17 protein-coding genes and 2 pseudogenes are annotated in these 20,811 nt (G+C 63.1%); 12 read left to right on the top strand and 7 right to left on the bottom strand.

The window, feature by feature from the left end; all coding sequences use genetic code 11:
• Positions 1–1,036 precede the first annotated feature (1,036 nt).
• Positions 1,037–2,392 carry a replication initiation protein gene (locus tag AWB77_RS13465; protein WP_061134942.1) on the top strand — a complete coding sequence of 452 codons (1,356 nt, stop codon included), beginning with the start codon at positions 1,037–1,039 and terminating at the stop codon, positions 2,390–2,392.
• Between the two features lie 81 nt (positions 2,393–2,473).
• Here AWB77_RS13465 and AWB77_RS13460 read toward each other — a convergent pair.
• From AWB77_RS13460 to parA, 3 genes and pseudogenes are all read right to left on the bottom strand, one after another.
• Positions 2,474–3,352, bottom strand: a pseudogene (locus tag AWB77_RS13460) (ParB/RepB/Spo0J family partition protein); the annotation flags it as partial.
• An 80-nt stretch (positions 3,353–3,432) separates the two neighbouring features.
• A pseudogene (locus AWB77_RS37440) lies at positions 3,433–3,538 on the bottom strand (ParB/RepB/Spo0J family partition protein); the annotation flags it as partial.
• Between the two features lie 24 nt (positions 3,539–3,562).
• Positions 3,563–4,225, bottom strand: a complete 663-nt coding sequence (gene parA / locus AWB77_RS13455; protein WP_061134940.1) for a ParA family partition ATPase — start codon at positions 4,223–4,225, stop codon at positions 3,563–3,565.
• Between the two features lie 261 nt (positions 4,226–4,486).
• Between parA and AWB77_RS13450 the strand changes: the two genes are divergently transcribed.
• Complete coding sequence (locus tag AWB77_RS13450) at positions 4,487–6,886, top strand: bifunctional acetate--CoA ligase family protein/GNAT family N-acetyltransferase (protein ID WP_061134939.1); 2,400 nt, start codon at positions 4,487–4,489, stop codon at positions 6,884–6,886.
• Here AWB77_RS13450 and AWB77_RS13445 read toward each other — a convergent pair.
• Together AWB77_RS13445 and AWB77_RS13440 are read right to left on the bottom strand one after the other, a co-directional pair.
• Positions 6,883–7,428: a hypothetical protein gene (locus AWB77_RS13445; RefSeq protein WP_061135129.1), complete on the bottom strand. Its 546-nt coding sequence runs from the start codon at positions 7,426–7,428 to the stop codon at positions 6,883–6,885. The two genes, AWB77_RS13450 and AWB77_RS13445, sit on opposite strands and share 4 nt — an antisense overlap.
• A 92-nt stretch (positions 7,429–7,520) precedes the next feature.
• On the bottom strand, positions 7,521–8,297 hold the full coding sequence (locus AWB77_RS13440; RefSeq protein WP_061134938.1) for an IclR family transcriptional regulator: 777 nt from the start codon (positions 8,295–8,297) through the stop codon (positions 7,521–7,523).
• Positions 8,298–8,516: 219 nt separating this feature from the next.
• Between AWB77_RS13440 and AWB77_RS13435 the strand changes: the two genes are divergently transcribed.
• Genes AWB77_RS13435 through AWB77_RS13395 form a run of 9 tightly spaced genes read left to right on the top strand, consistent with a single transcriptional unit; the run spans position 8,517 to position 17,253 of the window.
• Complete coding sequence (locus tag AWB77_RS13435; protein ID WP_061134937.1) at positions 8,517–9,518, top strand: sugar ABC transporter substrate-binding protein; 1,002 nt, start codon at positions 8,517–8,519, stop codon at positions 9,516–9,518.
• Entirely contained in the window at positions 9,515–11,020 is a 1,506-nt protein-coding gene (locus AWB77_RS13430) for a sugar ABC transporter ATP-binding protein (RefSeq protein WP_061134936.1), read from the top strand. The genes AWB77_RS13435 and AWB77_RS13430 overlap by 4 nt, the downstream gene beginning before the upstream one ends.
• Positions 11,010–12,032, top strand: a complete 1,023-nt coding sequence (locus AWB77_RS13425) for an ABC transporter permease (RefSeq protein ID WP_061134935.1) — start codon at positions 11,010–11,012, stop codon at positions 12,030–12,032. Before AWB77_RS13430 ends, AWB77_RS13425 begins: the two co-directional genes overlap by 11 nt.
• Before the next feature lie 10 nt (positions 12,033–12,042).
• Positions 12,043–12,360: a UxaA family hydrolase gene (locus AWB77_RS13420; RefSeq protein ID WP_061134934.1), complete on the top strand. Its 318-nt coding sequence runs from the start codon at positions 12,043–12,045 to the stop codon at positions 12,358–12,360.
• An 8-nt stretch (positions 12,361–12,368) separates the two neighbouring features.
• Positions 12,369–13,637 carry a UxaA family hydrolase gene (locus AWB77_RS13415; protein ID WP_061134933.1) on the top strand — a complete coding sequence of 423 codons (1,269 nt, stop codon included), beginning with the start codon at positions 12,369–12,371 and terminating at the stop codon, positions 13,635–13,637.
• Between the two features lie 34 nt (positions 13,638–13,671).
• Complete coding sequence (locus tag AWB77_RS13410; protein ID WP_061134932.1) at positions 13,672–14,721, top strand: aldo/keto reductase; 1,050 nt, start codon at positions 13,672–13,674, stop codon at positions 14,719–14,721.
• Complete coding sequence (locus AWB77_RS13405) at positions 14,718–15,566, top strand: amidohydrolase family protein (protein ID WP_208601517.1); 849 nt, start codon at positions 14,718–14,720, stop codon at positions 15,564–15,566. The genes AWB77_RS13410 and AWB77_RS13405 overlap by 4 nt, the downstream gene beginning before the upstream one ends.
• Before the next feature lie 52 nt (positions 15,567–15,618).
• Complete coding sequence (locus AWB77_RS13400) at positions 15,619–16,362, top strand: SDR family oxidoreductase (RefSeq protein ID WP_061134931.1); 744 nt, start codon at positions 15,619–15,621, stop codon at positions 16,360–16,362.
• A gap of 42 nt (positions 16,363–16,404) precedes the next feature.
• Entirely contained in the window at positions 16,405–17,253 is an 849-nt protein-coding gene (locus tag AWB77_RS13395; RefSeq protein WP_061134930.1) for an ureidoglycolate lyase, read from the top strand.
• A 57-nt stretch (positions 17,254–17,310) separates the two neighbouring features.
• Here the strand turns inward: AWB77_RS13395 and AWB77_RS13390 are convergent, their stop codons facing one another.
• Complete coding sequence (locus AWB77_RS13390) at positions 17,311–17,751, bottom strand: PaaI family thioesterase (protein ID WP_061134929.1); 441 nt, start codon at positions 17,749–17,751, stop codon at positions 17,311–17,313.
• A gap of 271 nt (positions 17,752–18,022) precedes the next feature.
• On the opposite strand from AWB77_RS13390, the gene AWB77_RS13385 reads away from it, so the two are divergent.
• Positions 18,023–19,564, top strand: coding sequence for a methyl-accepting chemotaxis protein (locus AWB77_RS13385; RefSeq protein WP_061134928.1), 1,542 nt, complete (start codon positions 18,023–18,025; stop codon positions 19,562–19,564).
• A 6-nt stretch (positions 19,565–19,570) separates the two neighbouring features.
• Here the strand turns inward: AWB77_RS13385 and AWB77_RS13380 are convergent, their stop codons facing one another.
• Entirely contained in the window at positions 19,571–20,686 is a 1,116-nt protein-coding gene (locus tag AWB77_RS13380) for an AGE family epimerase/isomerase (protein WP_082852655.1), read from the bottom strand.
• Positions 20,687–20,811: the final 125 nt, after the last annotated feature.

Raw genomic sequence — 20,811 nt, 5'->3', positions numbered from 1 at the left:
GAGCTTTTTCGGGAAAACTTGACTCTGTATGGTCGAAACAGTGAATCGAGCACGTAAAGGTGAGCTTTTTCGGGAGCGATGTACCCACTCTGATTGTGTTTCCGTGGACCATGCGGCGATTTGGGATGGTCACGTTTCCGATAATCCTTCTGAAGGTGAGCTTTTGCGGGACCTTCTTGCCGGAGTTCGTGTGGGTCATCGCCCGGTACCCTGGACCTAAGGTGAGCTTGTCCGGGATTCGGATCCATCCAGAGACAACAGTCTCGAGACGCCACGCTTGCGAGCCAAATGAGAAAAAAGATTTGAAAACAATGGGATACCATCGCGCAGGGCGATCGGCCCGTCTGTGACGGTGAGAAGATTCGGGAGGCATCAGCGCCTGCGCAGCGAGTTTAGTGCGGTTACGGTGAGCGTTTTCGGGAGAGCGTTCGGCAAAGCGCCATATATCCAAGCGAGATGAATGCCCGACTACACAAGGTTCTTCCTTTCCAGAAGTCGGTTTCGGCGCTTCAATGGGACTCGCAGAGCGGTGATCAAAGGAATTTGAGGTGAGATTTTACAGGACCGGTTCGCTGAGACACGCTTGAGAACGGGCTCGGGCGGGCAGTGAACAAGCGAGTCACTGCGCGATTGGTGAGACTTTCCGGGACTCACGGCGCTGGCATCGCGCTGGGTGAGTGCGACTGCCCGAGCGATGTGCACCATTCGAGTAGCGAACGTGCAATGCCTGTCCGGCAGGATGCTGTGTCAGAGGCGCTACATTCCGATAGGAACGTCAAAAAAATTTTGAGGTGAGCGTTTTCGGGAGCTCTGCAAACTGCTGGCGACCGGGCCGGACTTCGCTTGAAGTCGTTTACCCGCGCGGATACTGCCCAAATGCGATGGTCATCATCGGTGAGCGGTGAGCGTTTACAGGAGCGCACCGCAGTGAGTTGCGTCACACGTTGCTGCATCACCCTGTACGGTGATTTTGTCCCTATAGACGCGTTTCACCCCAATCGGTATCCTTGCCCGCATCATCGATCTTGACCATGTCATGGCCACCAAGCGCGCGAAGAAAACCGACGTCGTCAGCCCCAGTTCCGCCGAACTGCGCAAGGCGGTCGAGGCCATTGCGATCCAGCCGAAAAGCGGCAAGATCACGCTACTCACCCGCAAGCTGTTCAACGTGCTTCTTGCAGTCGCTCAGCAAGCTGATGAGTCGGGCGACACGTACCGCGCGCTGCTATCCGATATCGTCGCAAATTCGGCGTTCGACTCGAACGATACCGCGCTAGTCAAGGAACATCTGCGCCGAATGGTGTCGGTGCAGGTAGAGTGGAGCACCGGCACGTCGAGTCAGAAACCCGGCCGAAAGTGGGGTATCTCGACGCTAATCGCCGATGCCGAAATTCTTGAAGATCCGACGACGCGCCGCGTGTGGGTCGAATTTTCGTTCGCTCCAAAAATCAAAAAGAAGTTGCTCGATCCGGTGCAATACGCGCGGCTGAGTCTGCAATTTCAGAGCCAATTACGCAGCAGCGCCGGCCTTGCGCTGTATGAGATCTGCGTTCGCTACCTGACGAATCCCAGCCATCTGACGATGCGCGAAACGTGGGAATGGTGGCGTCCCATACTCTCGGGCACGCCGGATACCGAAGCCGGCGATGAAGCCAAGCGCGAATACAAGTACTTCAAACGCGATTATCTTCGTCCGGCGATTGCCGAAGTGAACGCCGTGACCAACATCTTCGTCGAGCTGGTGGAACATCGCGAAGGGCGACGCGTCGCCGAGATTCAATTCCGCGTGACCGAACAGAAGCAGCCGATGCTCGCGCTCGACGAGCATCCGAACGTGTTCGACAGCACGCTGGTGGATCGGATGGTGAAGATCGGCATTCCGCTCAAAGACGCACAGACGCTGTATGCCGACAGTGAGGAAAACCGCATCCGCGCCGCGTTGCAGATGACTGAGCAGCGGATGCGCAGTACAACGCTGCCGCCGGTTCGCAGCGCGGCAGCCCTCTTCAAGGACGCGCTGAAGAAAGGCTACGCTCCGCCGGTGGAGGCTTTGCCTCCCGCGAACAGTGGCGCGGTTTCGCGTACGCCAGCGGCCGCATCCGCCGCTGACGACCTCAAGGCCCGCTTGCTGAGCGAGTTCTCGGCCTACCGCCGCAAGGAAGCGCGCGTGCTGTACGACGAGCAAGGTGAGGAAGAACGGGAGTTGGCGCGCCAGTCATTCGAGGACGACGTGCTGCCGGGCCTTGGCACGCACATGCGTGACGACTGGCGCAAGCGCGGGCTGGATTCGAAGCTCGCCGAGACATCCTTTTTCGACTGGCTGGCTCGAAAGACGTGGGGCGATCCCACGGATGGAGACTTGCTGGCATTTACGCTGAGCCAGTCGCGCTAAACCGCAGCCGCAAAGCCCGGCGATTTTCAAAAAAACGCATAGTTCAAGGACCGCCGAAGCGTTCCGGCGGCCCTTGATACATCACTGCTTGTTTTCTGCGGCCTGCAGCATCTTTTCGATTTGATGCAGGAGTTCATCGCGCTTCTCGCGCGACAGCCCGCGCAAACTCAATTCGATGCGATCTTCCCCATACGACTTCAGATCGCCGACTGAAACGCCGTCCAGCTTGATTTCCAGACGTTGTGCATAGCGCTGCCGGCTCGGCGTCTTCGCTGGTTCGTTGGCGTTGGCGCGGCCCTTGACGATGTCGGCGACCTGGCGCGTGCTCAGATCGTCGGCAGTGATCTTGTTGATGAGCCGCAACGTGGCGTCGCTGCCGCGCGCAGTGTGATAGCGCGCGATCTGATACGCCATGTTCGAGCCGAATCGATCGGGGCGCGCGACCATCTCGTGCATGACGTTCTCGGGCAGCTTCGCGATCGACAACGCCACCGCGATCGTCGATTCGTCGAGGCCGAGATGATCCGCCAGTTCGCGCTGGCTCTGGAAATGCTGCTCGTCGAGGAAGCGTCGCCAGACGACGGCGTTGTCGAACACGGTCTGCGAGTCGCGCTGGACGTTCAGGTCATAACCGAGTTTGTAGCTCTCGATGCCGATCGGCAGATCGACGACCACTGCCTTGACCGTCTCCTTGTTCGCTTCCTTTAAAGCCCGTACACGCCGCCCGCCATCGCTGACGAAGAATGTTCCCGGATTCTCATAATCGGGAATGACATGAATCGCTTGCTGTTGGCCCTGCTTCGCAAGGTTGACGGCCAGTTCGGCAATCGACGTCTTCAGATAGAAATGGCGCGGGTTGAAGGGGCTCGGTTTGATCGCCTTCAACGACAGTTCGATCACTTGTCCCGTCGTATAACGATTCGCACGTCTCCAGGCCCGATATTCGTCGGACTCGGGTGCGCCATTGATGTCGCCCGGCTCTTCAGCAACAAAAGCGCTCGACCGGCCGTTCGCCGCAGTCTGTCCCGCGTGCTGAATATCTACGATGCCGTCGATGGCGTTAAGACGATCGAGCGCTGTGCGCTTCTCGCTGCTGGTCGAATCGGGGCGAGCCTTGAAGCCCTTGGCAAGTTGGGACGGTTTCATTCAGGGTCCTTTATGCGCATAAAGTCAGGGGAGCATGGCCATGATCTCGTCTGCTACCGCGCGAATCTCCGCCGCGGCGAGACGCGATCCGCGATCGCTCATTTGGAGCACAGTCAGCCCGAGCGCCATCGCCTGTTTGTAGCACTCGCGCGTGGGAATTTGCGTTTTCAGTAAGGGGAAGCCAAGTTCTTCGAGTGCGACTTTCAGTTCGCGCGTGAGCATGCGCTTCTCCTCGGTCTTATTGAGAAGAAACACGGCTCGCAGGTCTTCGTTCATCACTTGAGCTTGCTGGACGAGCTTGACTAAGCCGACACTCGACCAATAGTCCGCCGGCGATGACGACGTAGGAATCACCGCGACGCTCGCTGCCAAAAGCACGACGCCGGAGACCTTCTCAGTGATCGACGGCGGGCAATCCACGACGATGACGTCGTAGTCGTTGACGAACTTCTTGATCTCCCGATGGATCTGTCCGCCCGCTTCGGAGAGATTGACGACGGGAAACGGTATCCCGCTCGCTTCATCCGATGCGGCGCTGGACCAATGAATCAGGGTGTTCTGTCCATCGGCATCGACCACGAGCACGCGCTTTTTCTTCTCGTGAAAGGCCGCGCCCAGATGCATCGCGATCGTACTTTTACCGACGCCGCCCTTCTGCTGCGTGATCGCTATGATTTCCGCCGCCACGTTTTGCTCCGAATTTAGAAGTCTGTCGAATTTTACATTGGCGAACTTATTTATCCAGTGTTCATGCACAATAAATGATGTGCGTTAGCCGATCGGTCTAGGTTTACGCATAAAGTGGTTGGCGGTTGCCGCAACATGAGGAGTGCCGCTTTATGCGCATAAAGTTCCGCGCGCCCATCCAAGCGTCGACGCGTCATCACTCCAAAAACAAAATCGCCTATGCTAGGCGCTGTCTAAACCGACGCGCGTGCCGGAGCCGCCATGACCGTTCGCAATCTCGATGTCCTGTTTGCGCCGAAGTCAATCGCAGTCGTCGGCGCGTCGTCGCGTGCAGGCAGCATCGGTGAAATGGTTTGGTCGCGAATCCAGTGCGCCGGTTTCGCTGGATCGCTATGGCCGGTCAATCCGAAGCACGAATCACTAGGTGGCGAACCGGTGTACCGCGACGTCGATGCCCTACCCGAAGCGCCAAACGTCGCCGTGTTGTGTACTCGACCGCAAACGTGGCCGGGTCTGGTCGACCGCCTCGGTCGACGCGGCACGAAAGCCGTCGTCATCGTCGGCGAAGCGAATCAGCGTGGAGACGCCTCCATTTCCGAGCCGGACGATTGGACCACTCGTACTCTCGCCGCCGCTCGTCCTTACCTCGTTCGCATCATCGGACCGGCCAGTCTCGGCGTTGTCACACCTGCGATCGGCGCCTGTCTTGGTGCACCCGCTTGCAGCGTCAAAACGGGCGGCGTCGCGTGGGTATCCGGATCGAACGCGTTGACCAATGGCGTGTTGGGGTGGGCTCGGGCGCGCGGTCTCGGTTTCTCGCGCATCGTCGCGCTCGGCGATGAAGCCGATGTCGATTCCGGTGACATCCTCGACTTCCTTGCGAGCGATCCGTCGACGCGCGCGATTCTGCTGGCCATCGAAACCGTCCGATCGGCGCGCAAGTTCATGTCCGCCGCACGCGCCGCCGCGCGAAACAAGCCCGTACTCGTGCTCCGCACCGGTCGCGACGATCCCTTCGATCGTCTCTATGGCGCAGCCTTTCGCCGCGCCGGCCTGGTTCGCGTCGATTCACTCGACGACCTGCTCGACGAGATCGAAACGCTCGGCATCGGCCGCGTCGCGGCGAGCGATGTTGCGACCGTCATCACCAGCGATCGCGGTGTCGCCGCACTCGCGCAAGATGCGTTCGGCGCGGCCGGCGATGACCTCGCGCAATGGCCGACCGCCGCGCGCGACGCAGTCGCCGCCGCGCTGCCTCGCGCCCGCGCGGGCAATCCGCTTCTTCTCGGCGACGACGCCACGCCCGTCGACTTCGGCGCCGCGCTCGAAGCACTTGCCTCGCATCGCGAGACCGGCACCGTGTTCGTCGTTCACGCGCCGACGCATAGCGCGCCCGTCGCCGAAGTTGCGCGCACGCTGATCGCGGAACGGCGCCATGCGTATCGCGGCTTGCTTGCTTGCTTTTTCGGTTGCGTCGATTCCGCGACGCGCGACGAACTGCATGCCAACGGCATTCCGGTGCACACGACGCCTCATCGGCTCGCGCGCGGCTTCGCACGCCTCGTCGATTTCCGGCAAGGCCGCGAATTGCTGATGCAGACGCCCGACGGACTTCCCGCCGATATTCCGGAGGACATCGACGCCGCGCAATCCGAGATTCGCGGCGCGCTCGCGAACGGCATCGCCGAATTGAACGGCGAACGTGCCGCGCGCATATTCGCTCGCTTCGGCATTTCGGTGAAACCCGGACTGCCCGACTCGCTCACGAGCGATGCCGTCGAGATCCAAACGCGGCTGCTCAACCATCGCGTGTTCGGGCCGGTTTTCGAGTTCAAAGCGGAAGGCGCGCTCGGCCTGGCAGACGCACTTCACGAGTTCGCATTGCCGCCGCTCAATCCGGTGCTATCGCGCGATCTCGTCATGCGCTCGCCGCGTTCGCGCGAGTTGCCCGCCGAGACGCTGCTGAACGCGCTCACCGCGTTATCGCAACTGGTTTGCTATATCGAGGAAATTGTCGCGTTGCGGCTGACGTTGCGCGTGACGCGCGATACGGTCGCCGTTCATGAACCGCAGCTCACGCTGGGCGCGCATCGCAAGCCGCTTGCGATCGTGCCGTATCCGCGTTGCCTTGAAGAGACGCTCGACTGGCGCGGGATGCGCGTCACCGTGCGGCCGATTCGTCCCGAGGACGAAGAAGCGCACGCTGCCTTCGTCGCCGCGAACACCGCCGAAGATTTGCGTCTGCGATTCTTCGGCGCGGTGCGTAGCTTCGACCATTCGCAACTGGCCCGCATGACGCAGATCGACTACGACCGCGAGATGGCGCTGATCGTCACGCGGGCAAACGGCGAGGGCACGGGCGAGACGCTCGGTGTCGCGCGCGCGATCGCCGACCCGGATAACGAAACAGCCGAGTTCGCCGTCGCCGCACGCTCGGACATGAAGGGCAGGGGATTGGGCTCGCTGCTGCTGTCGCGCATCATCGATTATGCGAGGCAGCGCGGCACGCGCTGGATGGTCGGCGAGGCGTTGCGCGAGAACGCCGGCATGATCGCGCTCGCGCGTAACACCGGCTTCGAGTTGACGAAGACCGACGACCCTGGCGTCGTCGGTTTCAGAATGCGGCTGTGCGATGCGCCGTCACAGCCGCACGCGGATTAAGCCGCGAGTCGGGCAAGCGCGTCGTCGATCTGGGCGCGCGACAGCGAAAGCTCTTCGAGCATTGCTTCGGCGTACGTACTTCCCGTTTCCTTTTCGAGGCGCGCGATCGTCAGCGCGCAGCGCGAGCTGTCCTTCAGCGTCGCGATGAACGGCTTCACCGAGTGCCCCGACGTGAACGCATCGAACAGCGGCACGCGGATGTCGTCGGGCAGCGCGCGCGAGGTCCACTGATACGGCTTGCCGTTGTATGTCAGTTGCGGCGGCAATGTGCGTTCCTTTTTCGCGGCGGGAATCAGGCCGAAGGTGCGCGCCGCGTCGCCGATCTGTTCGGCTGAAAAAAGCTCGTCGGGCGTAATGTCGAATTGCGCGATATACGTTTCGATCGCCTGCATCGCGGCCGCGCGATCGTCACGCTTCTTCTGCGCACGCGCGACGATCTCGCGCAACTCATCGGCTTCGCCGGACGTGATCGTGAAGTTCGCCTGCTTTTGCTGCAGTTCGGTGAAGCGGAGGAATTCGGTATCGGAAAGGAGTTTCGCCATCGGAATGCGTCGGATTGGAGACGGCGGCGCGTCTTCGCGACGCGCCGTCATTTTGAGAGGGCCGCCATTCTAACGCGCGCAGCGTGCGCCGTTCAGTCGTGCATCATCGAAAGCGATGCGGCGGCGTCTTTGAGCAGCGACATGACGTCGTCGATCGACGGCGCGACGTATTCGTCGATCCGCCGCATGTACGGACAGGTGAGCGCCGCGATCGCCTGGCCCGACGGCCCGAGCAGCGGATAAGTGACGTCCGTCACGCCGAAGGTCTGCTGGCTGTCCTTCTTCGAATAGCCGAGTTCGCGAACCTGCCGATAATCCGCGTCGAGCACCGCGCGATCGAGCGCGACTTCGCCCTTGACCTTCGTGTGTTCGGTGAGCATGTGTTCGCGCTGCTCGTCGGTCTGAAAGGCGAGCATCACGCGCCCCGAACCCGTATCGATCAAGCCGACGCGCGAGCCCAGCCGCACCGAAATTCCCCATGTGCCCGGGCCATCCACTTGCGCGATGACGAGCAGATTGCCGCGATCGTAGACGACCAGATGCACCGATTGTTCGGCCGCATCGGCGAAACGCTGCATCGTCGGAAGCGCCTCCGCGATGAGCCGGTTCATCGGCGGATGACGATGCGCGAGCGCATACAGCTTGAGGCTCAGCGAATACCGATCGCCTTCCGGCGAGCGCACCACGTACTGCCGCGCGACGAGCCGCTCCAGCATCCGATACATCTCGCTCGCATTTCTGCCGAGCATTTTCGTGATCTCCGCCCGCGTGAGTCCCGATTTCTGTTCGGACAGCAATTCGAGAATGTCCAGCCCTTTGTCGAGCGCAGGTGCGCGATAGCGGTCGGCGTCGTTGTCATCCACATCCATGTGCAGTCTGGGTCGGTTCATGAGTTGGCGCCGAGTTTAAGCCTTCTGACAGTCGGCGAATACGGCTAGGGAAATCACCAACGGCTACACCGCGCAACGTTCTTGACTTCGATTGGTGCGTATATGAATAATACATTCACTGATGAATCAATATATCGGCAGTCTTCCGAAGCCCAGCGTCGCAGTCACAAAGAACAGAACACATCAGGAGACAAACGCATGACGTTCATGAAGACACTCGTCCTCGCCATCGCTGCAACAGGCACCATTGGCCTCGCCCACGCCGCGGAGAGCGGCAAAGTCGGACTCGGCTTGCCGTTGCTCACTTCGCCGTTCTGGCAGTCGTACAACAACTACCTGCCGAAGTACGCGAGAGAGATGGGCCTCGACATCCTCGCGCCGGTCAATTCGAACGGCGATCCCGCGCAGCAGATCACCGACATGAACAATCTGCTGAACCTGGGCGCGAAGGGCATCGTCGTCGGGCCGCTCGATTCCGCCGCGATCAGCCGCGCGCTCGATGCGTCGTCGGCGAAGAGCGTACCGGTCGTCGCCGTCGATGTCGCGCCGACGCAGGGCAAGGTCGCGATGGTCGTGCGCGCCGACAACCGCGCGTACGGCACGAAGTCGTGCGAGTACATCGGAGAGCACGTCAAGTCAGGCAAGGTCGTGCAGATCATGGGCGATCTCGCCTCGGTGAACGGCCGCGACCGCTCCGAAGCGTTTCGCGCGTGCCTCAAGAAATATCCATCGCTGAGCCTTCTCGAAATTCCGGCCGCATGGAAAGGCGACGCCGCGGCGACCGCGCTCGACAGCCTGGTGACCGCAAATCCCGACGTGAAGGCGATCTACATGCAGGCGGGCGGCGTCTATCTGTCGCCGACGCTGCAAACGCTGCGCCGCAAGCAACTGCTCGTGAAGGCGGGCGATCCGAAGCACATCGTGATCGTGAGCAACGACGGCATTCCGCAGGAATACGATGCGATCCGCCGCGGCGATATCGACGCGACCATTTCCCAGCCCGCCGATCTGTACGCGAAATACGGCCTCTTCTATATCAAGGCCGCGCTTGCCGGACAGACGTTCAAGCCCGGCCCGACCGATCACGGCAGCACGATCGTCCAGCGCGCGCCCGGCATCCTCGAAGATCAGTTGCCCGCGCCGCTCGTGACGAAAGCCAACGTCGACGACAAGTCTCTCTGGGGCAATTCCCTCAAATGAGCGCGCCCGTGGTGGAAGCGCTCGGGCTGACCAAGCGTTACGGTTCGACGGCGGCCTTGTCGGACGTCACGATGCGCGTGCTGCCCGGCGAGTCGCATGCGCTCGTCGGGCGCAACGGCGCCGGCAAGTCGACACTCGTCTCGATGATCACCGGCCTGCGCCGCCCCGACGCCGGCGAGATCCGCTTCGGCGGCGAGAGCGCGCCGCCGCTCGCTGACCGCGATGCATGGCGCGAGCGCGTCGCGTGCGTCTATCAGCACTCGACGATCATCCGCGAGTTGTCAGTCGCCGAGAACCTGTTCATCAACCGGCAGCATCGGCGCGGCGGCGTGATCGACTGGCGCACGATGCGTCGCGACGCCCGCGCGCTGCTCGATCACTGGAAGATCGACGTGCGCGAGGACGCGCGCGCCGGCGATCTGACCGTCGAGGCGCGGCAACTTGTCGAGATCGCGCGGGCGCTGTCGTACGGTGCGCGTTTCATCATCCTCGACGAGCCGACTGCACAGTTGGACGGCGAGGAGATCAAGCGTCTCTTCAGGCGTATCGAAGAGTTACAGACAGAAGGTGTCACTTTCCTGTTCATTTCCCATCACTTGCAGGAGGTGTACGAAATCTGTCAGGCAGTGACCGTATTGCGCGATGCGCGGCATATCGTCAGCGCGCCGGTGTCGGCGTTGCCGCGCGACAAGCTGATCGAAGCGATGACGGGCGAACAGGGCGGTCTCGCCGTCACCGATGCGGCGACGCGCCCGCCTTTGCCCGCCGATGCATCGATCGCGCTGTCCGTGTCGAACCTCAGCGGCGACGACTACGCCGGCGTCAGCTTCAAACTGCGGCGCGGCGAAGTCATCGGCCTGACGGGCGCAACGACGAGCGGCCGCACGAGCGTCGCGGAAGCGATTGCCGGATTGAAAGCGCAATCGAGCGGCACGATCGAGATCGATGGCCGCGCGCTGCCGCCCGGCGACGTGCCCGCCGCGCTCGCGAACGGCGTCGGCTGCGTGCCGAAGGACCGGCATCGCGAGGGATTGGTGCTGTCGCAATCCGTTGCGGAAAACGCGTCGATGACCATCGCGCGAACACTTGGCCGCTTCGGAATCGCAACGCCCGCGGAGAAAAACGCGTTCGGGCGACGCATGATCGCGGCGCTCGGCATCAAGACACTTGGACCCGAACACGAAGTGTCGGGTCTGTCGGGCGGCAATCAGCAAAAGGTCGTGATGGCGCGCGCGCTCGCGACCGATCCAGACGTGCTCGTGCTCATCGATCCGACGGCGGGCGTCGACGTGAAATCGAAGGAAGCGCTGCTCGGCGTCGTCGAACGCGTGCGGGAGGAAGGCAAGGCGGTGCTCGTCGTGTCCGGCGAGCTCGACGATCTGCGCACCTGCGACCGCGTCCTCGTCATGCTCCGTGGCGCAATTGCCGCCGAATTTCCTGCCGGATGGCAGGACCATGAACTCATCGCATCCGTCGAAGGAGTCAGTCTCCATGAAGCATGACGTTTCCAGTCCCGCGATGGCCGGCGTGCCGATGCAACCCCAGCGCCCGCGCATCGAATTCGCGCGTTTTCGGGATCTCGCGTTGTTGCCCGCGCTCGCGCTGCTGCTCGCAATCGGCGCGTTCGTCAGTCCGAGCTTTCTGACGCAGGCGAATCTGATCAGCATTCTCGGCGCATCGGCGGCGCTCGCGCTCGTCGTGCTCGCCGAATCGCTGATCGTGCTGACGGGCAAGTTCGATTTGTCGCTCGAATCGACGGTCGGCATCGCGCCCGCGGTCGGCGCGATGCTCGTGATGCCCGCGGCGTCGGCGGGTTTCGGGCTCGAATGGCCGGCTGCGGCGGGGCTTGCCGCGATCGTCGTCGTGGGCGCGGCGATCGGTTTCATCAATGGTTTTCTGGTCGTGCGGCTGCGGCTGAACGCGTTCATCGTCACGCTGGCGATGCTGATCGTGCTGCGCGGGATGCTCGTCGGCGCGACCAAGGGCGGCACGCTCTTCGACATGCCGCCGTCGTTCTTCACGCTTGCGACGACGCTCGTGCTCGGCCTGCCCGTTTCCGTCTGGCTCGCGGCGGCGGCGTTCGCGGTCGCGGCGTTCATGTTGCGCTATCACCGTCTCGGCCGCGCGCTCTATGCGATCGGCGGCAATCCGGAAGCGGCGCGCGCGGCGGGCATTCGCGTCGAGCGCATCACGTGGGGCGTGTTCGTGCTCGGCAGCGTGCTCGCGTCGATCGGCGGCTTGATCGTCACCGGCTATGTCGGCGCGATCAACGCGAATCAGGGCAACGGCATGATTTTCACGGTGTTCGCCGCGGCGGTAATCGGCGGCATCTCGCTCGATGGCGGCAAGGGCACGATGCTCGGCGCACTGTCAGGCGTTTTGCTGTTGGGCGTCGTGCAAAACCTGCTGACACTTGCGCAAGTTCCGTCGTTCTGGATTCAGGCGATCTACGGCGCAATCATCCTCGGCTCGCTGATGGTGGCGCGGCTCGCGGGTGGCGAAGCACAAAACTAGGACGATAGAGATGCAACACGAAACCGACCCGCGCCTCATTCTGCTGAGCCCGGAAGACAACTGCCTGATCGCCGCCGCGCGTTTGCCGGCGGGCGACACGCTGATGATCGAAGGCGCGTCCGTCACGCTCGCGACGACCATCGAACTGGCGCACAAGATCGCGCGGCGTGCGTTGTCGAAGGATGAAAAAGTGCTGCGATACGGCGCGATCATCGGCCACGTGATTGCCGATGTCGCGCGCGGCGAACATCTGCATACGCACAATCTGGAAAGCGACTACATACCCACTTACACGCACGACGCCGGACACGCCTACGTGCAGCACTGAACACTTCCATGAACACTTCTGCACTGCAGGGCTATCCTCGCGCGGACGGCCGCAAGGGCATCCGCAATATCGTCGCGGTGGCGTATCTCGTCGAATGCGCGCATCACGTCGCGCGCGAGATCGTGACACGCTTCCGGCCATCGTTCGATGATTTCGATGCCTTCGATCCGCAACTCGAACCGCCCGTGCATCTGATCGGTTTTCCGGGCTGCTATCCGAACAGCTACGCCGAAAAGATGCTGGAGCGCATCTGCACGCATCCGAACGTCGGCGCGGTGCTGTTCGTGTCGCTCGGCTGCGAGAGCATGAACAAGCACTATCTCGCCGATGTCGTGCGCGCGAGCGGCCGTCCCGCCGCCGTGCTGACGATTCAGGAAAAAGGCGGCACGCGCAGCACGATCCAGAACGGTCTCGACTGGGTGCGCGAGGCGCGCGCGACGCTCGCCGCGCAACAAAAGGTGCCGATGGCGCTCGACGAACTCGTCGTCGGCACGATTTGCGGCGGCTCGGACGGCACGAGCGGCATCACGGCGAATCCGGCGGTGGGCCGCGCGTTCGATGCGTTCATCGATGAAGGGGCGGCCTGCATCTTCGAGGAAACGGGCGAGCTCGTTGGCTGCGAATTCCATATGCAACGGCGCGCGGCGCGGCCGGAACTCGGCGACGCGATCGTCGAATGCGTACAGAAGGCCGCGCGTTATTACACGACGATGGGCCACGGCTCGTTCTCCGTCGGCAACGCGGACGGCGGGCTGACGACGCAGGAAGAAAAGTCGCTCGGCGCGTATTCGAAGAGCGGTGCGTCGCCGATCGTCGGCATCATCAAACCGGGCGACGTGCCGCCGACCGGCGGTCTCTATCTGCTTGATGTCGTGCCGGACGGCGAGCCGCGCTTCGGCTTTCCCAATATCAGCGACAACGCGGAAATCGGCGAACTGATCGCGTGCGGCTGTCACGTGATTCTCTTCACGACCGGGCGCGGCTCGGTGGTCGGATCGGCGATATCGCCCGTCATCAAGGTCTGCGCGAATCCTTCGACGTATCGCAATCTCGCCGGCGACATGGACGTCGACGCGGGCCGTATCCTCGAAGGCCGCGCGACGCTCGACGAAGTGGGCCGCGAGATCGTCGATGTGACCGTGGCGGTGGCGGCGGGCGCGGCGTCGAAATCGGAGGCGCTCGGGCATCAGGAATTCATTTTGACTTACAAGACATTCGAGCCGACCGGCCCCGCGTGTTTGCCGGCCGCCGCGCGACGCGTTACTGTGGCGGCTTGAGTTTCTCCATCTCTGAATCAATCGAGGTTTGCAGATGAACGCAGAAGCGCAAGCAGCCGTTTCACGCCGACGCAAAATCGGCCGCACGTCGCTGGAAGTGACCGCGCTGTCGCTCGGCACGGCGCCGCTCGGCGGCCTGTACCACGAACTGACGGAAGACGAGGCGCGCGCGACCGTCGATGCCGCGTGGCAATCCGGCATCCGTTTCTTCGATACCGCGCCGCACTATGGCCACACGAAAGCGGAGCATCGGCTGGGCGAAGCGTTGCGGCGCTATCCGCGCGGCGAGTTCGTGCTGTCGACGAAAGTCGGCCGGCGCTTCGTGCCGCGCACGACGCCCGACGACGGCAGCGAAGGCTGGGCCGCGCCGCTGCCGTTCCAGGCAATCTACGACTACACCTACGACGGCATCCTGCGTTCGTTCGAAGACAGCCAGATGCGGCTCGGCATGATCGATATCGATATCGTGCTGATTCACGACATCGGCCGCGTCACGCACGGCGAAAAGAACGCGCATTACTGGAAGCAACTGACCGGCGAAGGCGGCTTCCGCGCGCTCGAAGAACTGAAGCGGTCGCGCGGCGTGAAGGCGGTCGGCCTCGGCGTGAACGAAGGTGCCGCGGTAATGGAAGCGATGGCCGAATTCGACATCGATTGCGCGCTGCTCGCCGGCCGCTACACGTTGCTCGAACAAAACACGCTCGACGATTTGCTGCCCGAATGCGAGAAGCGCGGCGTGAGCATACTGCTCGGCGGCGCGTTCAACTCGGGCATTCTCGCGCGCGGCCTCGATGCCAACGCGCACGGCGATCTCAAGTTCAATTACGGCGATGCGCCGAAGGAGATTGTCGAGCGCGTCGGCAAATTGGAGCGCGTGTGTCGCGCGCATGGCGTGGCGCTGTCGACGGCGGCCATCCAGTTTCCTTATGCGCATAAAGTCGTGGCCACGGTGCTGATGGGCGCGCGCACGCCGGACGAAGTGCGCGAGAACGCGGCTTCGTTCGCCACTCCCGTTCCGTCCGTGCTATGGGACGCGTTGCGCGCGGAAGGTTTGCTGCACGCGAACGCGCCGGTGCCGCGATGACATCGAACGTGAACATCGACGCGCATCAGCATTATTGGGACCCCGCGCGCGGCGACTACGGATGGCTCACGCCGGACATGCCGCCGCTGTATCGGGCGTTCGGTCCCGGCGATCTCGCGCCGCTCCGCACAGCAGCCGGCGTGCAGAGAACGGTCGTCGTGCAGGCCGCGCCGACGGTCGAGGAAACGCGCTATCTGCTCGATCTCGCGCGCGGCGACGATTCGATCGCGGGCGTCGTCGGCTGGGTGCCGCTCGATTCGCTGGATGCCGCATCGATCCTCGACGAACTCGCGCGCGAGCCTAAGTTCAAGGCTGTGCGCCCGATGCTGCAGGACCTGCCCGACGATACATGGATCGCCCACGCGCCGCGCGAGGACGCGATCGAACGCCTGATCGACCTCGATCTCGCCTTCGACGCGTTGATCTTCGCGCGGCATGTGCCGTCGCTGATCGAATTCGTCGAGCGTTATCCGAATTTGCGCGTCGTCGTCGATCATGGCGCGAAACCGCCGATCCGCGATGGCATCGATGCGGGCTGGCAGCCGTGGGCCGATGGCATCGCGCAACTGGCGAAGCTGCCGCAAAAGCTGCATTGCAAACTGTCGGGACTGGCCACGGAAGCCCGGAAAAACTGGACCGAAGAAACCTTGAAACCCTACGTCGCGCATCTTCTCGAACATTTCGGCGCGGCGCGCCTCATGTGGGGGAGCGACTGGCCCGTGCTCAACATGAACGGCGATTACGCGGCGTGGCACGGCGCGGCCCGCAACCTCACGTCACATCTCGAAAACGCGGAGCAGGACGCGATTTTCGGCGCAAACGCCCGCGCGTTCTATCGCCTCTGAAACGGCTGATATACCGGGCATGTCTCAAAAACACTTCCGACTGGAGCAGTAGATGGTACAAAGACTGGCAGGCAAGACCGCGCTGATCACGGCGGCGGGACAAGGCATCGGGCTCGCGACGGCCGAACTCTTCGCGGCAGAGGGCGCGCGCGTGATCGCCACGGACATCCGCACCGAATCGCTCGAAGGCAAGCCGTTCGAAGTGCGCAAGCTCGACGTGCGCGACGCGCAGGCGATCAATGCGCTGGCCGGCGAGATCGGCGCGATCGACGTGCTCTTCAACTGCGCGGGCTATGTGCACGCCGGCTCGATTCTGGAGGCGAGCGAGGACGACTGGGACTTCGCCTTCGATCTGAACGCGAAGGCGATGTATCGTACGATTCGCGCTTTCCTCCCGAAGATGCTGGAAAAGGGCGGCGGCTCGATCATCAACATGTCGTCGGCGGCGTCGAGCGTGAAGGGCGTGCCGAACCGCTTCGTGTACGGCGCGTCGAAGGCGGCCGTCATCGGGCTGACGAAGTCCGTCGCCGCCGATTTCGTCACGCGCGGCGTGCGCTGCAATGCGATCTGTCCGGGCACGGTGGAATCGCCGTCGCTGAAAGACCGCATCGCGGAGCAGGCGAAGGCGCAGGGCGCGAGCGTCGATCAGGTGCAGGCCGCGTTCGTCGCGCGTCAACCGATGGGGCGCGTCGGCCGCGCCGAAGAGATCGCCGCGCTCGCGCTCTATCTCGGCTCGGACGAATCGTCGTTCACGACGGGACAGATTCATATCATCGACGGCGGCTGGTCGAACTGACCGACCGCTCACGTTTTTTCGGAACCAGGAGGATCACATCAGATGAAGCTGCTTCGTTACGGCCCCAAGGGTCAGGAAAAACCGGGTCTGCTGGACGCCGAGGGCCGGATTCGCGACCTGTCGAAAGTCGTCGATGACATCGCGGGCGCGACGCTGACCGAAGCGGGCCTGGCCAAGCTGCGCGCGGCCGATCCGTCGTCGCTGCCGGTCGTCGACGGCAATCCGCGCATCGGGCCGTGCGTGGGGCGCATCGGCAAGTTCGTGTGCATCGGCCTCAACTACGCGGATCACGCCGCGGAATCGAATCTCCCCGTGCCGGCCGAGCCGGTCATCTTCAACAAGTGGACGAGCGCGATCTGCGGCCCGAACGACGACGTCGAAATTCCGCGCAACTCGGTGAAAACCGACTGGGAAGTGGAACTGGGCGTGGTCATCGGCAAGGAAGCGAAGTACGTCGATGAAGCCAACGCGCTCGACTATGTCGCGGGCTATTGCGTCATCAACGACGTTTCCGAGCGCGAATGGCAGCTCGAACACGGCACGCAATGGGACAAGGGCAAGGGCTTCGACACGTTCGGCCCGATCGGTCCGTGGCTCGTCACGAAGGACGAAGTCGCCGATCCGCAGAAGCTCGACCTGTGGCTCGAAGTCGACGGCAAGCGCTATCAGAACGGCAACACGAAGACGATGGTCTTCACGGTCGCGCAACTCGTCGCGTATCTGTCGAAGGTGATGAGCCTGCAGCCGGGCGATGTCATCTCGACGGGCACGCCGCCGGGCGTCGGCATGGGCGTGAAGCCGAACCCGGTGTTTCTGAAGGCCGGCCAGACGATGAAGCTCGGCATTCAGGGTCTTGGCGAGCAGACGCAGAAGACCGTCTCGGCGCAGTGAAGCAAAAAAAAACCTCGCCGCACGGCGAGGTTTTTTCAAAGGACGGTTGAGAAAGATTTATGCGTGGTAGACCGGCTCGGCAGCGACGCCTTCGCCGATACGCGTGATCGTGCCCTGCGCGACCGCGACGAGCCGCTCGGCGCCGCCATCGGTGACGAAGACGTCGCACTGGCAGGTTGCCTGCGTCATGCCCGCATGTACGACGCGCGCACGCGCCATCAGCGTGCCCGACACGGCCGGGCGCAGATAATTGATCTTGTACTCCCCGGTGACGACCTTCGGCCCGAGCCTGAGCGCGCCCGCGAAAGTCAGCGCGTTATCGACGAGATAACTCACCACCCCGCCGTGCACGAAGCCGTGTTGTTGCCTCAGTTCATCCCTGATCGGCAGGCAGAGCGTGAGACTTGCTGCATCGACCTGCATCAGTTTCGTTCCGAGCAAGGCGCTGAACGGTTGCGCATTCAGCGCACCGCGCGCGATATCGACTATTTCGGCCATTCGGACACTCCTTGGGTGGGTTCGGTGCCGTCCTGCAAAGACAATAGGAAGCGATCGCGCGCACTGCAAGGACGGGACGCAAAAATTGTGCAACGTTGCATTTCGGGCGGCATGCGCGCGCTTCGACGACGTTTTCGTCAGGCCACGTGCTCCTTGCATTCGCATAGACACACCGTTGCAGCAAACGATTCAAGCTTTGTGATCCGAATGCCGTAAACCCGCACTGTCCCCGCAAACGCGGGCCTCAATTCGGATAGCGTGGGTGCAAGTGATGTTCGGAAAGATCAAGGTTTCATCGGGTTTGCTCGCAGTTCTCGTGGTGTTCTGTCTTTTTCAGCTGGTGACCGAAGGACTCGGTTTCTGGTCCCTCTCGCGCACGCATGACGATGTCGGCAGTCTGTCCGATATCGCGTTGAAGCAGGTCAACGCAGTCAACAAGACCACTCAGCATCTGATGGATGCGCGTATCAACCTGTCGCGCGCGGGCACGCGCATGGTGCGCGGCGGCACGGAGCCGACGGAAATCGTCCAGCACGCGCGCGAGCAGATCGCGGCCGCCGACAAGTCGTTCACGGCGTTCCTCAACGCGCCCAAGACCGGCGAGGAAAACACGGCGCGCATGACGGCATTGCAGACGAAGTACGCCGAATATGCGAAGGCGCTGAGCGAGCTCGTGCAGTATCTCGACGCGGGCAATCTCCAGGCGTTCCTCGACCAGCCGACGCAAGGCTTCCAGGACCGCTATCTCGCGGAACAGCAGAAGTTCGTCGATTTCGGCGATGAAGCGGGCCGCGGCTATCTCTCGTCGATCGACACGCGATACGCGTGGTTCCGCGCGGTGGGCATCGTGATTCTGGTGACGCTCGTCGCGGGCATCGCGCTCGTGCACGTCGCGCTGCGCCGCGCCGTGATCCAGCCGCTGGAGGAAGCGGGGCGCCATTTCGAGCGCATCGCGAACGGGCATCTCGACGCTCGCATCGAAGATCGCGGCACGAATGAAATCGGCCGCCTGTTCGCGGGTCTCGCGACGATGCAGGCGAGCGTCGCGAGCACGGTGAAAACGGTGCGCGCAACGTCGGATTCGATCAACCTCGGCGCCGATGAAATCGCGAGCGGCAACGCCGATCTGTCCGCGCGCACGGAGAATCAGGCGGCATCGCTCGAAGAGACGGCATCGAGCATGGAAGAACTGACCGCGACCGTGCGCCAGAACGCCGAGCACGCACGCGAGGCGAACACGCTGGCGGGCGTCGCGCTCGACGCGACGTCGCGCGGATCGGGCGTCGTTGACGATGTCGTCGAGAAGATGCGCGGCATTGCGTCGAGTTCGGACAAGATCGCGGAGATCATCTCGGTCATCGACGGCATTGCGTTCCAGACCAACATTCTCGCGCTTAACGCGGCCGTCGAGGCGGCGCGCGCGGGCGAGCAGGGCCGCGGATTCGCGGTCGTCGCGGGCGAAGTGCGCGGGCTTGCGCAGCGCTCGGCGCAATCGGCGAAGGAAATCAAGGAGCTGATCGGCGAATCGGTCGCGCAGGTGAGCGACGGCTCGGTGCTCGTCGAGCGCGCGGGCGCCGCGATGCGCGAAGTGTCGGCCTCCATTTCACGCGTGACGCAGATGATGGCAGAGATCAGCGCGTCGTCGCTCGAGCAGAGCGTGGGTATCGAGCAGGTGAATCAGGCCGTCACGCAAATGGACGAGATGACGCAGCAGAACGCGGCGCTCGTCGAGCAGGCAGCGGCGGCCGCGTCCTCGCTGCACGAACAGACGCGGCAACTGAAGGCGGCTGTTTCCGTATTTCAGCTCGCCTGAGTTCGCTTAGAGAGGCAGCGCCGCGTACGACGTCGCGAGGTGATACGGCGTCGTCGACGGCATCTCGGCGCGGGTGATGTCGCCCGCCGCCGAGCGGCATTCCACCCAGCCGGTTTCATGCAGGAAACGCGTGCGAAAACGCTCGATCTGCGCCCCGACGGCATCGCCGCGTGTCGCCAGCGCGCGCAGATATTCGGTCTGCGCCCAGATGCGCTGAGTGCCGTCGATCACATTCCCCGCTTCGTCGATGGCGGCAGCCACGCCGCCCGTTTCCGCGTCCACGCCGTGTTGCTGCGCGAAGTCGAACGCGCGCGCGAGGCCGTCGTTGAGTCCAGCCGCCTCGAACGCGGCATGACCGCTTCCCAGCGCCAGAAAATACCACTCGAACTGATGGCCCGGCTCCAGCCGGTTGCCCGCCGTGCCCATCGGCAATTCGGCGATCGATCCGCTCGGCGCATGCACGAACGCATCCGCGACGGACTTCGCCAGTTGCGCGAGACGCTTGTCGTAGGCGGCGTCACCGGTGGCCTCGCGCGCGGCGAGCCACGCTTCGGCGAGATGCATCAGCGGATTTTGCAGCGGCGTTTCGATCGTCGCGCCGAAATCCTCGGCGAGCGCGGCGTTCAGCAGATCGCCGCCGCTCGAGAAGCGCGCTTCGACGAGCCGCGACGTTTCATCGAGCAGCGCGAAGGCATCGGCCGAGCCGCTTTTCTTCGCGTAATGCGCGCACGCGAAAACGATGAACGCATGCGTGTAGAGATCCTTCTGGCGTTCGAGCGGCGCGCCGCTTGCATCGACGCTATAGAACCAACCGCCGTTTCGCTTGTCCTGAAAATAGTGCCGTAGCGAATCGAAGAGCACCGCGGCGTGCGCGAGATCGCCCGCTTCCGAGAACACGAAAAGCTGGCGCGCGCAGGCCATCGCGCGATAACGCTTCGGCGGCAGCGGCGCGTGATCGCCCGGCGCGACGGCCTCGTGCGCCAGCCCGAGCGCCGCATTGAACCCCGGCCCGCGCCAGATGGGCAGCACGATGTTCGCGTAATGCGCGCGCAGTTGCGCGGCGGATTCCGGGTTCGCCGCTTGCATCGCCGGCGACGCGTGTGATTGTTCCTTATCCTGCATACGGAGACTCATTTTTTTACGAAGGGACGCGCCCGCCGTGAGCGGCATACGCAGCGGGAAAGGATAGCAAAAGCGGCCCGTCGCGCGGCGCTCGCGCGGGCATCTCACCGGGAGGAAGGCAACGA

Origin of the sequence: Caballeronia fortuita (assembly GCF_001544835.2) — a bacterium.
Taxonomy (GTDB): Bacteria; Pseudomonadota; Gammaproteobacteria; order Burkholderiales; family Burkholderiaceae; genus Caballeronia; species Caballeronia fortuita.
This window is presented reverse-complemented; position numbering and strand designations above follow the sequence as displayed.

Bases quoted from the DNA above. Each gene is read 5' to 3' on its own strand.
- AWB77_RS13395 (WP_061134930.1), top strand. From the start codon at position 16,405: ATGAAGCTGCTTCGTTACGGCCCCAAGGGTCAGGAAAAACCGGGTCTG.
- AWB77_RS13380 (WP_082852655.1), bottom strand. From the start codon at position 20,686: ATGCAGGATAAGGAACAATCACACGCGTCGCCGGCGATGCAAGCGGCG.
- AWB77_RS13450 (WP_061134939.1), top strand. From the start codon at position 4,487: ATGACCGTTCGCAATCTCGATGTCCTGTTTGCGCCGAAGTCAATCGCA.
- AWB77_RS13445 (WP_061135129.1), bottom strand. From the start codon at position 7,428: ATGGCGAAACTCCTTTCCGATACCGAATTCCTCCGCTTCACCGAACTG.
- AWB77_RS13465 (WP_061134942.1), top strand. From the start codon at position 1,037: ATGGCCACCAAGCGCGCGAAGAAAACCGACGTCGTCAGCCCCAGTTCC.
- AWB77_RS13435 (WP_061134937.1), top strand. From the start codon at position 8,517: ATGACGTTCATGAAGACACTCGTCCTCGCCATCGCTGCAACAGGCACC.
- AWB77_RS13425 (WP_061134935.1), top strand. From the start codon at position 11,010: ATGAAGCATGACGTTTCCAGTCCCGCGATGGCCGGCGTGCCGATGCAA.
- AWB77_RS13390 (WP_061134929.1), bottom strand. From the start codon at position 17,751: ATGGCCGAAATAGTCGATATCGCGCGCGGTGCGCTGAATGCGCAACCG.
- AWB77_RS13400 (WP_061134931.1), top strand. From the start codon at position 15,619: ATGGTACAAAGACTGGCAGGCAAGACCGCGCTGATCACGGCGGCGGGA.
- AWB77_RS13410 (WP_061134932.1), top strand. From the start codon at position 13,672: ATGAACGCAGAAGCGCAAGCAGCCGTTTCACGCCGACGCAAAATCGGC.
- AWB77_RS13440 (WP_061134938.1), bottom strand. From the start codon at position 8,297: ATGGATGTGGATGACAACGACGCCGACCGCTATCGCGCACCTGCGCTC.
- AWB77_RS13385 (WP_061134928.1), top strand. From the start codon at position 18,023: ATGTTCGGAAAGATCAAGGTTTCATCGGGTTTGCTCGCAGTTCTCGTG.
- AWB77_RS13430 (WP_061134936.1), top strand. From the start codon at position 9,515: ATGAGCGCGCCCGTGGTGGAAGCGCTCGGGCTGACCAAGCGTTACGGT.
- AWB77_RS13420 (WP_061134934.1), top strand. From the start codon at position 12,043: ATGCAACACGAAACCGACCCGCGCCTCATTCTGCTGAGCCCGGAAGAC.
- AWB77_RS13405 (WP_208601517.1), top strand. From the start codon at position 14,718: ATGACATCGAACGTGAACATCGACGCGCATCAGCATTATTGGGACCCC.
- AWB77_RS13415 (WP_061134933.1), top strand. From the start codon at position 12,369: ATGAACACTTCTGCACTGCAGGGCTATCCTCGCGCGGACGGCCGCAAG.